The organism is Paenibacillus sp. PDC88 (genome assembly GCF_900106725.1).
Lineage (GTDB): Bacteria > Bacillota > Bacilli > Paenibacillales > Paenibacillaceae > Paenibacillus > Paenibacillus shunpengii.
In genome coordinates, this window is sequence record NZ_FNNT01000007.1 from 61,636 (window position 1) to 78,205 (window position 16,570).

Consider the following 16,570-nt stretch of genomic DNA (forward strand, 5'->3'; position numbering starts at 1 on the left):
GGGCTCAATGGAGAAAGGAAAAACCCAGATCCATCAAGCCTTTCCTCTGTTTTTATATCAAGACATTATTCAGGTTATAATAAAGTCGTGATATAAAAAGTGGGGTAAAAAAATGAGAAAAACACGGTTTTGTAGCAAGACTTTATTTATTCGCCCAACGGTGGAATGCGGGTTTGTGGCCTGTTTTTTAGCAAGGGTTTATTCATACTGAACATAGTAGGGACGAAAAAAGGAGAAAAGTTTATTTTCTCTTTTTTCTTTGGACAAAAAAGGGGGTAGGGGGCTGAAACTCAACATTTATAATAAAATCGCTACTCCTTGACATGACTCAGTTAGAATAAACTTTTTTGCTCTCTACCTCTCCTCAAGCCTATCCTATCAAGGATTTTTGAAAAACTATTCTTCACTATTATTAATTTTGTTGATAGAAAACAAAGTTAATTAAATATGAATAACGAGAAAGCACACTAAATTCAGGGTGCTTTTTTTGTTGCTATTCCATGCAAAAGATGCATATAGGAAGAGAAGAGGAAGTAAAAGAGAAGAGATGCTTTAAGGTGAGGGAAAGGTTACCCCAGGCCAGGATAGTAGCTTTTATATAAAGGAATACGGTATGCTATTAATGAATGAAATGTAAATTTTTAACTTGGACGGATGGTGGACTATGCTAACAATAGAAGAGTACCTCTCTCGAAGAAAAAAAGAAGATCAATTAAATGAGTTTAGTTTAGAAGCTCGAATGGAGAATATGAAGACTTGTGTAAACTATGTATTTGAATATTTTAATCAGTACTTAGATGTTACTAAGATGGAAGAACAGACAGTATTAAATGATGAGCGGCTTGAGAAATATAAGAAGACCATTGCTCAATATGATATAGAAATACAAGAATGGTTGATTAATATTTATGACGAATATAACAAACAACTGAACCGTTCCATTATCAGCTTTCTGAAAAAGGATGAGCTATTCTATCTTTACAGTTCAGATAGCGAATTTAGGAGTTCATCTTATGAGTGCTATGCACAGCTTGTTAAGAAGAATCCATTTTTAAAAGATCAGACAGAAATGCTATTTTTGTTTATAAAGGATTATCATCAAGTTCAAAGTCAACCGAATGACACTTCAAATAGAATATTGATCTCTGATGAAGTCGACCTATGGATTGATAAAACATGGAAAAAGCATAAGATTGATGTTTTTGCCTTTTGTTCCGATTGGGTACACAGGTTTTACGATAATGAGACTCTTTGGCCAGTTAGCCATAGGATTAAAAGTAAAGATAGTTGGCGGAAATATGAGTATGATATCAAGCAGAAGAGCAACTTGTTTAACCTTAACTTGCTTTACAAAAGAGTATCAGATAAACCATTTATCAAAGGAAAAAAGCAATACTTAGAAATGGTAATGATGTACTACTGGCTTCACGATTTGGTTGGTGATGAGGAGGATTATTGGCAGGAGTATTTAAATAAATGTTTAAATCGAAACAATAGCCGCTCTCAGTTAACAGAAGATGAAAAGTAGAATTTTTAGTATCATTTACCATATAAAATTTAAAATGATTTCATATCTGTTAATAATGGATATAGTCACTAATGAAAGAGGTTAACTATGCATCTACATCTGCTTAGCAAAGTTTGAAGTGGTAAATTTTCTCCTAAATGTATTGAATATTATTTATACAATTTGCAACATTCTGTTACTGTTTCGATTTTATAAGCCTTCCTATATGCCTTAGTTATATTAGCTCAGGACAATTTGAAATAAAATGTCCAACAAAAGGAGAGACATCATTTATGCTTAGCACAATAAAAATTATGATCGGATTGTCTTTAATACTAACGATGGCAGGATGCTCAGAAGGGAACAAGGAGATTTCTGGTGATAATCAGTCTCCATCACAAACAAGATCTACTGAAGCCCATAACACTTCAAAAACTTCTTCAAACAATGATGATAGAATAACCTCTTTTGAAAATCACGTTAAGAAGATTAAAGGATCTGATAACATTAAGAGCATAGATTGGTCAAATGAAACGGAACGATATGTTTATATCAAAGAATCGGATGCAGATAAATTTGAAGTCTACTATGGGGATTTTAAGCAGAATAAAGAACAATTGGTTGTGAAGCATAACTATAGCAGCAGTGATTCTACAGTTTCTATCAGCCCTAAAGGAAATTATTTCTTATTAACACGATTGAAGGATCAAAATCCTGAGAGGTATAATTCTAAGCTATATTTTGCAGAGGATCTACAAAGTTCAATGACACTTTTCAGTATCGGTCTACCTATATGGGATAAAGAGGGGAAGTTGATACGCTCTACCGAATATATTGATAAATACCCAACTTCTTACCAAAGTCTGATTTCTGTTGACACTTTTAAGTCTAAACCTGAGTCTAATGATCCGTTTGAGAAAACAATAGATGTCGTCAAAGGTAAGCCGTACAACAAAACGAAAGTCATATTTAATATAGTGAAGGTGAAAAATAATCTGATTTCTTATGAAGAAATCAATCTTGAAACTAAAGAAACTCAACAAAAAGAAATGAAATACTAACATATAAATATAAATTAGGAACTTGAGGTGCACTTTTACTCCCTTCTCTTAATTAACATATAGAGTTACGTATCCTGAGCTGACGAAGCGTTAAATTTATAATAAATTCTCAGTGAGCAACCCCAGTCTGTATTGAATAAAGTTGTAAAAAGAAAATAAAGTCATCTCAAATGAAAAAAATCATATAAATAACAGTTGTTTTTTTGAAATAGGGTGATGCTACTGGATCAGCGAATAAATTTTATGATGAGGTAGTTAGTATACTCTCACTCCTAAATGGGGATATTTTCTTTAGATATTCTTATAAGGGAGTGATTCATTATTGAAATTACGTTAAACAATACGGATATATTTGATGAGCATCTTGATGAGAAGTTTAAGTCTGTAATCGTTACTTATATGGCTGATGTTAGCAAAGAAAAGATATACAGATTTGTCGTTAGTTTTCATGTGAACTTATTGAATGATCCGAGATTTGAAAAGATAGAATTACCTCAAGACAAAGTGAGAAAGAATACAAAAAATGATAGAATTAATGATCTATTGGGAGTTCAACTGAGTAGACTGGAACAAGTTCTTTCTGAACAAGGAATTGTTGTATATAACAGAACAATTCAGGGAACCTATTTGGATGCTGAAAATATAATCGAGATTAAAATTACAGAAGATAATATCACCGAACAAAGTGATTTAAATGAGAGGAAAAGTAAAAGCAAGCTGAAGGTTCGCTCTATTGTTCCAAGCCTACCATTTACTCAAGAAACTGTATCGAGACTCGCATCAGAGAGTTTGAGTAAATTATTTGTTGATTTGATGGGAGTTATTAGGAATAAAAAAATAATGTCCGAGATATTAGGGATAGAGCCTACAGAAGATGAGAATGAACTTTTTAAATCATTTTTTGTTCAATATTATGATCTATGGCTTCCTACTGATGAAAGGAGAAAAGAATTACTTAATAAATTCCAAGAAAAAAGTATATTAGTTCTGAATAGATATTCGAATAAGCATAATTAGTGAAATGAATCTTGTATTACAACTAAATCAATTTCTAATACGATGTAGATATTATAATTATCCCATTAAGGAAGATAGGACTTTACAGATTTCACGCACCAAGAGGACTGGGAAAGAAGAAGTTTACAGATTTCACGCACCAAGAGGACTGGGAAAGAAGAAGTTTACAGATTCCACGCACCAACAGGTCTGGAAAAGAAGACTTTACAGTTTCCAAAATAAGCCCATCCGTTGTACTTTATACGGATGGGCTTATTTTGATTAAGATATCATTTATGGTGAAAACATGCCTTTTCGGAAGTTTTTCAAAGTATGTCATGTTTAACGGATCTTTTAGAAAAGGAGGTATCTATATATTCAGGCCGATCCTGTTATTTAATGTTATAATATGATATATATGTTTAAATATTATCCACTTAATGGGTTAGGTGATGACATCATGAATGAGCTTGTAAAGGTTGTTGTTGAGAATACGACTTTTTATGGGATATCTGAACTGTACAAAGCAAATCAAAGGCGACTGGGATAATAGGAGCGACTCGTGAATGTTTTGTGTTTATTAATATGCGGAGGTATATATGTGAGAAATCCAGAGGATACAGTATATAGATTAGTAGATGCAAACAGAAGATATTATGCGGAGGTACTTGGTAAGTATTTAGAAAAGAAGCATGGAATTGAAGGGGATTGGAGAAGTAAAGCTGGGTGGGCAGATATAATAAGTACATACTTTAATAGTAAATGTATATATTGCGGGTATGAAGAAACTGATTCAGATAAATTACAAAAAGAGCATTTGGATAGCATAGCAACTGGTGGTTTGGACATTAAGGGTAATGTAGTTCCAGCATGCAGCTCATGCAATTCTAAAAAAAAAGATAAAAATTGGATAGAGTATATTAATCAAAATTATGACCTTGAAGTTGCAAATGAAAAGATTGAAGTAATAAATAGTTATAGGAACAAACACTGTAATTGGCTGAAACTAATGAATGATGAGAGTGTGAAAGATTATATAAGGTTGATTAATTTGAAAATAACTCAAGCAGTAACTACCGCTCATAAGTGGATTACACATGGTATACATTCTGATTTGTATGATTATTTATACCACATTACAACACGATCCAAATGGGAAGAGGATCAGTTGTATTACACTGCAAACTACAAATTAAATGATTTAGATGGTACAGTTTTTTCTTATGAATTTCAACTTTCTCATTATATAGAGCACCATTCATTAGATTCATTAATTAAACAAACTCAAATCCCCCTTAAATTACTCTCAATAAAAAAGTCAGTATTACAAAATAGTACATCATTTGATTTTGAAGGTGATAGCTTATATTTTTGTCCAGAAGGGATTTCAAAAAAGTGTTTTCAAGAAACTGATTTAGCATTTTCAAGCTTTAAGGATATTACTAACGCTCTTCAAAGATTGCCAAATTCCTTGACTTCGTGTGGGAACTCATTTCCAGGATATGAGATCATTGATGGAAATTATAGTTGCTAATAATTGAGTTCGAAATAATCATGGTTTCATCTACACCATTTCTCCGAGGATAGGATAAGCCTTAAAAAGTATTGAAAGAGTATTAGCAAATCAAGATCGAGAAGCAGACAGGTTGAAAAGTAACAAGATCGATAATAGGTGCTTTGAATGATAGGAGCGATGCTTATGAGAATCGATGAATTTATTAAACATTTCACGAACCATCCCATTCTTTTTATTGGTACAGGAATGAGCTTGAGGTATTTGGAAAACTCTTATACTTGGGACGGTCTTCTGAGATACATTTCAAAAAAACTTAAAGGAACTGAGGAATATTATTATGATTTGAAGTCAAGGCATGAGGTAAATGGAGAATATAATTTTCCTGAGATTGCAAAAGAACTTGAAAATGAATTTAATATCATATTAGTGACAGATCGCAATGGTGTGTTTAAAAATATTAATGATTTGTTTTACAGTAATATGGAGAAGGGCATCAATATTAGTCGTTTTAAGTTATTTATTGCATCATTGCTCAAAGATTTTGAGATTAGGGTTGATAAGATAGAGGAAGTAAATGAATTAAAAAAAGTAAGAAAGAATATTGGTTCAGTTATTACAACAAATTATGATGGTTTTATTGAAGACATCTTTGAATTTAAACCTCTAATTGGAAATGATATTTTATTAAGTAATCCTTATGGATCAGTTTACAAAATTCATGGTTGTGTTGACGATCCAGGTAAAATAATAATTACAAGTAGTGATTACGAACGATTTGATAAAAAGTACGAGCTAATTAGAGCTCAACTTTTATCATTATTTATCCATAATCCGATAATTTTTTTAGGTTACAATATTGGCGACGCTAATATTAAAAGTATTTTAAAAACCATATTTACATATATCAATCCCAATACCCCTGATGCAGAGAAAATTCGACAAAACTTTCTGTTAGTGGAATATGAGGAAGGTTCGCAAAATGTTCAGGTTGTAGATCATGACATTGATATGAGTGAATTCGGAACAATTCGTATAAATAAGATTAAAACTGATAATTTTCTTGAAATTTATGAGCATCTTGCAAAGTTGAACCTTCCGGTGTCAGCAATGGATATAAGAAAGGTGCAATCAGTTGTTAAGGAAATATATGCAGGGGGAAATATTTCAGTAAGTATTACTGAAGATATCGAAGCATTAAAAAACGGAGAAAAGGTATTAGCTATTGGTTCGATAAAAACAATTAAGTATGAGTATCAAACGACTTCTGAAATAATGGAAAATTACTTCAAGATTACTGATGAGTCAAATAATCAATTGTTAAAGTTGATTGATAAACAAAGAATCCAAGCCACACAATTTTTCCCTATATTTGGATTTGGTTTAATCCAAACAGATCTAAATAGCTATGAAAGATTAAAGGGGATACAACTTGAAAAAATAAGAAAATTGAATGAAAGTACAATCATATATCGAAGTATGCATACTACTATTCAAGAAATAATAGCGGATGAAAGCATACCTCAGACATCTAAAAACAACAGTATTATTAGTGCTATTTTTGATGGTAATTTGTGTCTAATCGAAGTCGAAGATTTTTTAAGAAATTATTCCAAAAAGAAAGCTACTGATTACAGAAGACTTCTATGCGTTTATGATTTTGTGAAATATGGTATTGATGACGAGGAAGCGTTGAGATTTTTATCTGAGCCAATATCAGTAGTACAGTAACTAATTAGGGACTTCTATGAACAGTTTCATTCGACCTATTCTGATTAAACTGAGGAATTGTTTAATGAATGAGAAAGCGATAAAAGAATAAACTATCTTGATACAGAATGTTTCGATATTAGAGATAAAAAGCTAATATGTCCCGATTATTTTATTTCTATACCTGTTACTTTGTATACAAATAATAATTTCTGTTCACATCCCTAAGTAATTGGCCTTTACCCAAATAATAATGAAGGGAGATTATAAATGGGGAACCTCAACAGAGCAACGTATTTATACTTTTTTGATTCAAAGTATTTGATAAATAAAGATGATTATAAATATAATAATAAATTTAATGATGAAATTTCTGAAGCATTATTTAGAACAGAAGAGTCAATAGACAACATAGGGATCCTTAAAGGTGCAATAGTATTAGAACAATTATGTAAAAAACCGACATATATAAAAGGAGGGGGGAATCATATAACAAGTTCTTATTCGATTGATGAGAATTTATATTATACTTTGTTACTTAAATTAACTGATAGTCTAACTGGAAATTGGCATACCTTTTCAAGAAGTAGATTCCTGAATCTTTGTACTAATACCGTCCCATACATTGAGTGTGTTGTTATTACCAATATAACACTTAATCTTGCAAAAAAAATTGATAATCAACTTAGTGATCTTGAGTATTATATAGGCGGTTCTACAATGGATTATCAAAATCCCTTACATGTCATTTTGTTTAATGAATACTTAATGCACTCGGTACGTATTGTCAATAACGAAATTTGTTATGTAGATGCGGCGGACATCAATAACTGGGAGATTTACTATCCTAATTATACTTTGAAATTCGTAGATGAATTTGTATTTGACAATAATATACGTGACATATGGAGAAATAATCTATCGACTGGTGGATTGGATGCGGTTAAAGTGTTTTTTAACAAAGGACGTGATTATCATCATAATAAAGTAGGACTTGCACTTATGCGTGCAGTATTTGAAGGAAAGATTGATAAAGAATTCGAGTTAGAAATAAACTACCCTGACGCTGAAAGTGCTATTGTTATACCTCGAAAAAAACTTGAAAATTATGCTTTAGACCTTACTCATCCTGATGGAAGAACTAAGGCTAAGTATTTTAAGGAGGCATTATCAATAGAACAGACCGATTGGCGTTATATGGAAGAGCAAATTAGGCTGGGAATACATGAGGCTGAGGTATCTGGCATAAAAATAGACGAACACGGTATTAAATATTATGCAGACATTGGAGTTTCTGGACGTAATGGTGTAAATAAAGTAATAAGAACTGCGTGGATTATTCGTAAAAACGAGCCTATTCAACTAACGACATTATATCCCTTAGACTTTAAAGAACAGTTTGAAGTGAATTATGACATAAGACCACTATTAGCAGTTTCAAAAGAGGATGAAAAGGAGGGGGCAGATAAATGGAGTGAAGTGTATCGCTTAGCTAATCAATTGGGCGAAGTGTATTTATCTGAGTGTGTACCTACTCCCGTATTTATAGAAGGATTTTCCGGTTATGGCAGTGAGGGATTGCTTGGATGGGCATATATTAATATTTACGATTTACAGCATGAATTTATAAAATGGTTGGAATTTAATAGGTTGGGACATGTATATGAAGATTATTATCGAATAGTTGTCGATAGAAAAGGGTGTTATGAAAAATCCGTTGCTTTCGCTGAAGGGGTTTGTAAAGTGCTGAGAGCCAATGAAATAGATTGCGAAGTCATAAAACATTTAGATTAATGTAATTGAGTTGGCTAAGCTGAAGTTATCATATACAAAATGAATTAATAGTATCAATATTGTTGTGTGGGGAGTTGCTAATTGTTCAAAAGAAAATTGTAGTATATGGATTAGATGTTTCTGTTGATCCGAAAAAGTGTGCTTGGGTTTGGATTGATTATGAGGGAAAGAAACAAATTGGAGAGCCAGGAGTAAATAATCTAATAACATCCTTAAACCAACATTTAGACTATACTATTTACTTTGGGATTGAAGCTCCTATGTGGATACCTGTTTTAAAAGAGACCGATACAAAGATGTCCTTTCGTTTTGTAGAGGAAAAAAATCGTGAATGGTATCATGACAGCGGGGCGGGGGCCAGTGTGAAATCTATGGTGTTATGGGATTTCATTAGGATGGGTCTGAGTAAAGAAATTGAAAAGATTGATTTACGACCATTTGAAGGTTTTGCTACTGGATGTTATAAGCCTACAAAAGAGCTGTATTCAACTATAATGTCAACTTTCAAAGATAGTGAGAAAAGATTAACAGAGGACACTATAGATGCTTACATAATTGCCCATGCTCGTTGGACAGACTTACTACAATGTGATGAGAAAATTATTGATTCTTATTATGAGAAACTTATTAAAGATAAAAGTAATTTGTTAGGAAGTTTCAAATCGCTTTGGGATGGTTTAGAAGGCGATAAAATAAAATATCCAACTATATATGGGTACAAGTTTCAATGGCATTTAAGAGAGGCCGTGGTTGGTAAAGATATATCCTTTTCTGGAGATGATCTAAGAATCCACCGCAAAACAAAGGAAATAAAGATTAAGATGAAGTTAGAGAAGAAATATCGATCTTTGAAATTCTCTATTTCCTCAAGTGATTTCCTTTACATAGAAGATATTATATTATTAAGTTAAACATCAGGAGGAAACGAAATAGGGGAGCCAACTGAAAAATCTATCCTCTCAAACGAAAATAAAGATAAAGATATGGAATACGTTATTTTCGTTGAGGAGTTAAAAGAGAGCACACTTGCGTTTAAATTTAAAGAAACTGATAGTAAAAAATTTATCTCTTTGAAGAAACCCTACTTGGAAAAAGTTAATATTCAACCCTCTCTCAACTAACCTTTACTATGTCTCCAACAATTTCAGGTTGCAACTCAGCAATTAAAGTCTGCAACTGTGCCGAACGATTTTCAGGATTTATTTCTGATTTTCGCTCGGTTTTTTCGTATGCTTTTACCCAAGCTAATCTCATTTTAATGATTGAATGAATAGGGTCTCCTATCTATAGTTCTAAAGTCATTCCCTTCCAAACTGGATAGGGACAGGGTGGGCATGTGAGTGAATATGAAAATAAGGGTGTATTGCTGTCAATTGGAGTAGTATAGTGTCATATCCTTGCAGGTAATGATTGTTCATTTGTCGAATTATTAATTTGATTTATCAGATAGGAACATGAAAGCATTTAATAACGGAGGGGTTATTTTTGGCAGAGTCTGCTTCTTTCACACTCGAAGATATTAGTTTTGAAATCGTAAAGACTGAAGAGTCATCTTTCAAAAGTGGTGATTCAGGATTTATTATCTATTTTAAAATTTTTAACAGTGGTAAGAAATCCATGAAAATTAAGTTTAAAGAAATTAGCTATGTAAAAAAGGACAAGGAGCAAACTGAAGTCGATAATTTTTTAAATGGATTACTCTCCAGGGAAGGAGCGATTAAATCTGACTCATATAAAAATGCAGGTCTGATTTTTTACAAATCTCATTTAGACACCATTCGTTCGGGAGACTCCTTGTTCATTGAATTGCTTGATGAACAGAGGGGGAAAAGTTATGATCTGAGGTTTCGTGCAAAGAAAAAGAATCAAATTACAGTAGAATGGGTCGCTCAGAAAATAGATGTGATTGAAATAGAGAAGTCAATTACACCAATTCAGATTCAAACAAAACTTAAAAAGAACCTTCAACGATTAGAACCACTGGAAGAGAGATTAGGTGTTTATTTTGATAATCTATCAGTTAAAATAAGTTCTGATTTTAATATCAAAGTATTAGGTGAGATATTTGCATCAAACGGATCAACAATAAGTGAGAGTATTAACATTACGCTTATTATTTATGATGTTGATGGAAATGTAATTGGAACGGAAGAAAAAAGCATTTACTGCGATGATTTTTATGGCTTTGACGTTTTTGAACTGGTTGTTTATGAAGAAGATATTGCTCTAAAGGCTGACAAAATTAGATTGTTTCCAAAGAAACGTTGAGGAGAGCAAGATGATAAAGCTTATTAAAAATTTACGACAGGATTTTATACGGGAAGCAATAAACTCACCTGTTTTATTATCTGACTTAGCAAGTATGGAAAAATATATTGCAGAGAGCTATCAAGAACGATCAGTTATCGAGTTACTTCAAAATGCAGATGATGCAGGGGCAACAAATTTCTATATTCATAAAATTAATAACTATGTGATTGTTGCAAATGATGGTCGTTCGTTTAATTCGAATGATGCAATTGCTATTTGTAGAAGTGGCTCTTCATCTAAAAAAAGAGACGGAAGAACCATTGGCTATCGTGGAATAGGATTTAAGTCAGTAGTTAACTTTGCAACTCGTGTTCATATTTTAAGCAGTGAAGTGAAGATGACTTTTTCAAAAGAATTAACTTCAGAATTATTGAATAGTGATGTTGAAGTTCCATTAATTCGAATTCCTCATGAATTTAATCCGATAGATAAAAGCATTGAGGGAATAATGAGGGAATTAATTACGGCAGGTTACAGAACTATATTTATTTTTGAAAAGATATATTCACATATATTGGATAGTGAACTTAGCAATTTTGATCCAAGTTCGTTAATTTTCTTGAAGAACATTACTAATGTAATGTTTGAAAATGATCATAATCAACAATGTACAAGCATAAGCTCAAAACGAATACAAAAAGAGAATAAACAAAATGTGCAAATTAAATGGGATGGGACTGTTGAAAGTTGGTTCGTTGTTCATGGCACGGAGGAAAGTGATGCGGCTGTAGCATTTCTAACTAATGAACATGGCAACATCATTCCAGTTGATAACCACCGTGCAGTAGTTCATGCATTTATGCCAACTAAGGAACTCGTAGGATTTCCCATAAAAATTAATGGTGATTTTTCTACAGACCCATCACGAACTAAAGTCACTTTAGATGATTTTTCCAATTCCACAACAGAAAACTGTTTAAAAATAATATTGGATCTTGTTAAAGAAACATTGAGTGGTCCTCAACAACCATATTTTTTAAGTGGTATTTTTGAAGTCTTATCTATATTGAAAAATGATTATATTCAGTTTAATTCAAATTCAAATAGATTTAAGGATAGGTTTTTAGGGAGATTCAAAGAAGTATTTAATAATAGCCCTTGGTTTCAATATAATAATAAATTTTATGATACTAAACAACTTCGTGTGAATTCGGAATGGCTAAATTATATTGATTTTCAGGAAATCTGTAAAAAAACAGGTATTGTACCTATTAGCAAAGAACTTGAAGCCGAATTTCCTTGTTTAATACAGTTTTCTAAGTCTCTAAACGTCAGGGAGCTTTCATTAGAAGAAATTCTAAGTCAGCTTATGACTTATATTCCTTCACTAACAGGCGGTGTGGAAGTCTTTACAAGAAGCATAGAGCAATATAGATTTTCATTGGATAGTACTAAAATTGATCTTATAAAAAAAGCAAACCTTGTAAAATTTATAACAGGTTTTGTTCCTTTTGAAAAGGTTAGTAGTAAACATATAATTGATAATGAGTATAATGAACTTTTACTTAATAGATTGTTAGACATAAATGATATGAAATGGTTTATTAAGAAGTTAAATATACATATCGATGGTTTCCAATTAGGGAGTGATAACGATATTGAATCCAAAATATCAAACCCCTATGAGAAAATTAATAATAGTCTGCTTAACTCAACAGGAGTAAATAATAGTAGTTCCAGTGACATCCAACCTGCAGATAATACATTTATTGCAAATGGTGAGATTAAGCACTACAGGACTTCTATTTCAAAGTGGCGGAGTGCGGAAAAAAATTTAGCAAGTTGTTTAGAAAATGACGATGGAGTTTTAAAGGTTATCGATGTTAGTAAAAGTAATTTAGGATATGATCTTGAGGTTTATACACCCAAAGGAACATTATGTATTGAGGTCAAAAGTGTAAAAAAAATGGGCGAAACGATTTCTATTACAAACAACGAGTATTCAACTGCTAATCAATTAACTGATCAATATATGATTGCTATTGTAAAGCAATCTGATGATGAAATAGAGGTGTGTTTTATTTCCAATCCAATAAATATGCTGAGTTTAACAAAACGAGTAACTCAATGGGAATGGATAGCTGATGAGTATTCGGGTCGAAAAATGATTTATAAGTATTAATCGCAATCGAAAAATCAATAATATTCATCGGCTAAGCGGAAGAAACGCAGACTAAAGCCTATAAACGGGTTAGTCTGCGTTTTTTGGATTTTTGAGAAAACTGAAGATTGTAAATATGACATGTTGTACATTTTGCTCGAACGAAGCTGGGATGCTGTTTTCCCATATGATCATGACATAAGCACGCTTTGTATCGAGTATTATCTAAAAATCCAGGTATACAGTATGTAGTGAAAGCTTAAATGCCAGTTTTGCGTTTATTAGAAGCCTTGTAGATCCCGTATAGTGTTTAAGTGGCAACTATTATTAACAAAAACTATGAAGGTGTACACAACGATACTCTATCGGACGTGCTACTAAAGAATAATTTTCTTGTAAACAGCATGGAATTGAACGACGAAGCCATGGGATTACTAATCAGAATTTATTGCTGAAGCTGATTGGAAATCAAAGAGAAGGTTAGTGAACTTTATGAATTATCTGAGTTAATTGATTAATTAAAGTAAGCATTATAAAGTAAGCAAAAGAGGGGGCAAATTAGATTTGCTCCTTTCTTCATATTCCTGTTTAATTAGTTCCGATAATTGTTAGAGGTGAATCATACTCGCTTCTTCTTCGATCATGTATAATTGGTTAATAGGATTGAAAAGTAATATTACAGAGTCGTTGAATGATAAATGAAGATATTTCGATAGGAGAACAGACATGAGTGAGAAAGTGACTTCACAGCAGATTAATGCAGTATTATGGCAAGCGGCGGATACATTCCGTGGAAAAATAGATTCCAGCACATATAAGGACTATATCCTGACGATGCTGTTTATCAAATATTTGAGTGATGCGTACAAAGAGCATGTTGAAGAATATACCAAACGTTATGATGGCGATCAGCAACGAATTCAACGTGCATTATCCAGAGAGCGTTTCGTATTAGACGAGCTATCTACTTTTGATTATTTATATAGTAAACGGACAGATGCGGAGATTGGTGAAATCATCAATAAAGCGTTGGAACGATTGGAGAATGAAAATACAGGAAAACTACGTGGCGTATTCCGTAATATCGACTTCAACAGTGAAGCGACGCTTGGAAAAGCAAAAGAAAGAAATGCGATACTTCGTGCAATGTTGGAGGATTTCAACAAACTTACTTTAAAACCATCGGTTGTCGGAAATGAAGATGTCATTGGTGATGCTTATCAGTTTATGATTGAACGATTTGCTTCGGATGCAGGCAAAAAAGGAGGAGAGTTCTTTACACCTTCGATGGTATCAGAGCTTCTTGCTCGATTGGTTAAGCCAAAAGAAAATGATCGCATCTATGACCCAACGTGCGGATCAGGTTCCTTGCTGATTAAGGTGGCAAATCAAGTCCCAAATAAAAAGGTTGCCATCTATGGTCAAGAACGGAATGGACAAACACACTCGTTAGCTCTCATGAACATGTATTTGCATGGCATCGATGACGCTAAAATTGAATGGGGCGACACATTGTCTAATCCACTCCACTTGGAAGATGGTAAATTGATGAAGTATCAGGCAATCGTTGCAAATCCACCGTTTTCTCTCGACAAATGGGCAATGGGCTTTGCAGGTGAAGGGAATACAGACGAAAAGTTCAAAATGGAAGCAAGTCTCGATCAGCATAGAAGATTTGAGTGGGGCGTACCTCCTTCATCCAAGGGAGACTATGCTTTCGTTCAACATATGCTTTATTCATTAGCTGAAAATGGACGGATGGCAACTATCCTACCGCACGGAGTTTTATTCAGAGGAGCGAGTGAGAAGAAGATTCGAAAGGAAATCATTGAGTTGAACCTTTTAGATGCAGTTATAGGGCTTCCAGAAGGACTCTTCTTTGGTACACCTATCCCTGCTTGTATTATGTTATTTAAAAAGGATCGCAAACGTAAAGAAGTTTTGTTCATTGATGCATCAGGTGAAGGAAACTATGAGAAGGATAAGAATCAAAACAAGCTTCGTGATGAAGATCTTCAAAAAATCATTAAAACGTATGAAAGGTTTGAAGCCATTAAAAAATACTCATACGTTGCTTCAAATGAAGAAATCAGGGAAAAAGACTTTAATTTAAAGATCTCAAGTTATGTGGAGACGTATGAGGAACAAGAACAAGTAGATTTGAAAGCAGTAAAAGAAAATATTATGAGTATAAAGCAGGAGATTCAAAAGGTGGAAGCGCAAATGGAACAATATCTTAAAGATTTAGGCTTGTTATAGGGGTGGATCATTATGGAGCAGGATGTTAATATTAGCGGCTGGAAAAAGGTAAAGCTACAAAAGATTATTCAATTAATTTCAGGTCAGCATATAGATGCAAGTGACTATAATACTGACGGAGTTGGCGTTCCTTATTTGACAGGTCCCTCTGACTTCAAAACAGGAAAGATAATCACAACCAAGTATACTGAAAAGCCTAAGACTATTTGTAAAAAGGGAGATATACTAATAACGGTTAAGGGCTCTGGTGTTGGGAAAACAATAATATCAGACGGTGAGTATTGCATAGGCAGACAATTGATGGCAATTAGGTCGAGTGATGAATTGAGATATGTCATTTACTATAATCTCAAAAATATGGAACGACAGTACAATTCGGATTCTACTGGATTGATTCCTGGAATATCCAGAGAAACCATTTTAAACTCAATTATTTATTATCCAACGGAAAAAAGTCAAAGTGAAAAAATAGGTCAAATTTTGCTTTTGTGGGATAAGGCGATTCAGCTAAAGGATTTGCTAATTGGGCGAAAAAAAGAACAAAAATTAGGGTTAGTGCAGAAATTATTGATGGGTCACATTCGTTGGAATGATAGAGCGAATAATTCACAAGAGGAAATTCATAAGAGACTTGACATGTTAAATTCAGATCAGGTTCCAGTGGGTTATAAAAGGACAAAGTTTGGTTTGATTCCCAATGAGTGGAATCTTGTTAAGTTAAGCGACGTAGTCAAGCCAGTCAGCCGTAATGTTGCTAAACCGAATCATGGCTACTGGCGGTTAGGGATACGAAGTCACGCTAAAGGAACGTTTCATGAATATATAGAAGATCCCAAGGCTATATCGATGGACACGTTATACGTAGTAAAGAAGAATGATTTAATCGTTAACATAACCTTTGCTTGGGAACATGCAATTACTGTTGCAAACAATGACGATGAAGGGAAATTAGTTTCTCATAGATTTCCCACTTATGTATTTGATCAAAGGGCGGACCCTCAATTTTACAAATACTATGTAGAGCAGGCTAAGTTTAAATATTTATTACAAAACGTATCTCCAGGCGGAGCGGGAAGAAACCGAGTATTGAATAAAACAGATTTTTTGAATCTTAATATCATCCTACCACCACTTATAGAACAACAAGCAATTGCAAAAATTTTAGGTACACTGGATCGAGAGATTCGATGTCTATCAATGGAACGTGAAAGTTTAATACAACAAAAAAAGGGTCTTATGCAACTCTTGCTAACAGGAAAAGTACGGGTAAAGTCCTAACCTTTGCCCTTTTCCTCTAATCCCTACTTCGGAGGTGTGAA

Annotated in this window: 11 protein-coding genes; all 11 read left to right on the forward strand. The window is 33.2% G+C overall.

Going from position 1 to position 16,570, the window contains the following annotated elements; all coding sequences use genetic code 11:
* Nucleotides 1–664: 664 nt before the first annotated feature.
* On the forward strand, nucleotides 665–1,528 hold the full coding sequence (locus BLW49_RS20070) for a hypothetical protein (RefSeq protein ID WP_090726474.1): 864 nt from the start codon (nucleotides 665–667) through the stop codon (nucleotides 1,526–1,528).
* Between the two features lie 272 nt (nucleotides 1,529–1,800).
* Nucleotides 1,801–2,568, forward strand: coding sequence for a hypothetical protein (locus BLW49_RS20075; RefSeq protein WP_090726477.1), 768 nt, complete (start codon nucleotides 1,801–1,803; stop codon nucleotides 2,566–2,568).
* 459 nt (nucleotides 2,569–3,027) lie between these two features.
* Nucleotides 3,028–3,585, forward strand: a complete 558-nt coding sequence (locus tag BLW49_RS20080) for a hypothetical protein (RefSeq protein ID WP_143042142.1) — start codon at nucleotides 3,028–3,030, stop codon at nucleotides 3,583–3,585.
* A gap of 580 nt (nucleotides 3,586–4,165) precedes the next feature.
* On the forward strand, nucleotides 4,166–5,098 hold the full coding sequence (locus BLW49_RS20085) for an HNH endonuclease signature motif containing protein (RefSeq protein ID WP_218145898.1): 933 nt from the start codon (nucleotides 4,166–4,168) through the stop codon (nucleotides 5,096–5,098).
* Between the two features lie 165 nt (nucleotides 5,099–5,263).
* The gene (locus BLW49_RS20090; RefSeq protein ID WP_090726486.1) at nucleotides 5,264–6,808 is read left to right on the forward strand and encodes an SIR2 family protein; all 1,545 of its coding nucleotides are present in this window, start codon (nucleotides 5,264–5,266) and stop codon (nucleotides 6,806–6,808) included.
* 249 nt (nucleotides 6,809–7,057) lie between these two features.
* A complete protein-coding gene (locus BLW49_RS20095; RefSeq protein ID WP_090726488.1) occupies nucleotides 7,058–8,581 on the forward strand; it encodes a DUF6883 domain-containing protein in 1,524 nt (507 codons plus the stop codon).
* Nucleotides 8,582–8,655: 74 nt separating this feature from the next.
* Entirely contained in the window at nucleotides 8,656–9,492 is an 837-nt protein-coding gene (locus BLW49_RS20100; RefSeq protein ID WP_090726490.1) for a hypothetical protein, read from the forward strand.
* Nucleotides 9,493–10,066: 574 nt separating this feature from the next.
* The gene (locus tag BLW49_RS20105) at nucleotides 10,067–10,849 is read left to right on the forward strand and encodes a hypothetical protein (protein ID WP_090726492.1); all 783 of its coding nucleotides are present in this window, start codon (nucleotides 10,067–10,069) and stop codon (nucleotides 10,847–10,849) included.
* A 10-nt stretch (nucleotides 10,850–10,859) separates the two neighbouring features.
* Nucleotides 10,860–13,013, forward strand: a complete 2,154-nt coding sequence (locus tag BLW49_RS20110; RefSeq protein ID WP_090726494.1) for a sacsin N-terminal ATP-binding-like domain-containing protein — start codon at nucleotides 10,860–10,862, stop codon at nucleotides 13,011–13,013.
* Between the two features lie 705 nt (nucleotides 13,014–13,718).
* On the forward strand, nucleotides 13,719–15,251 hold the full coding sequence (locus tag BLW49_RS20115) for a type I restriction-modification system subunit M (RefSeq protein WP_090726496.1): 1,533 nt from the start codon (nucleotides 13,719–13,721) through the stop codon (nucleotides 15,249–15,251).
* Nucleotides 15,252–15,263: 12 nt separating this feature from the next.
* Entirely contained in the window at nucleotides 15,264–16,529 is a 1,266-nt protein-coding gene (locus tag BLW49_RS20120) for a restriction endonuclease subunit S (protein ID WP_090726498.1), read from the forward strand.
* Nucleotides 16,530–16,570: the final 41 nt, after the last annotated feature.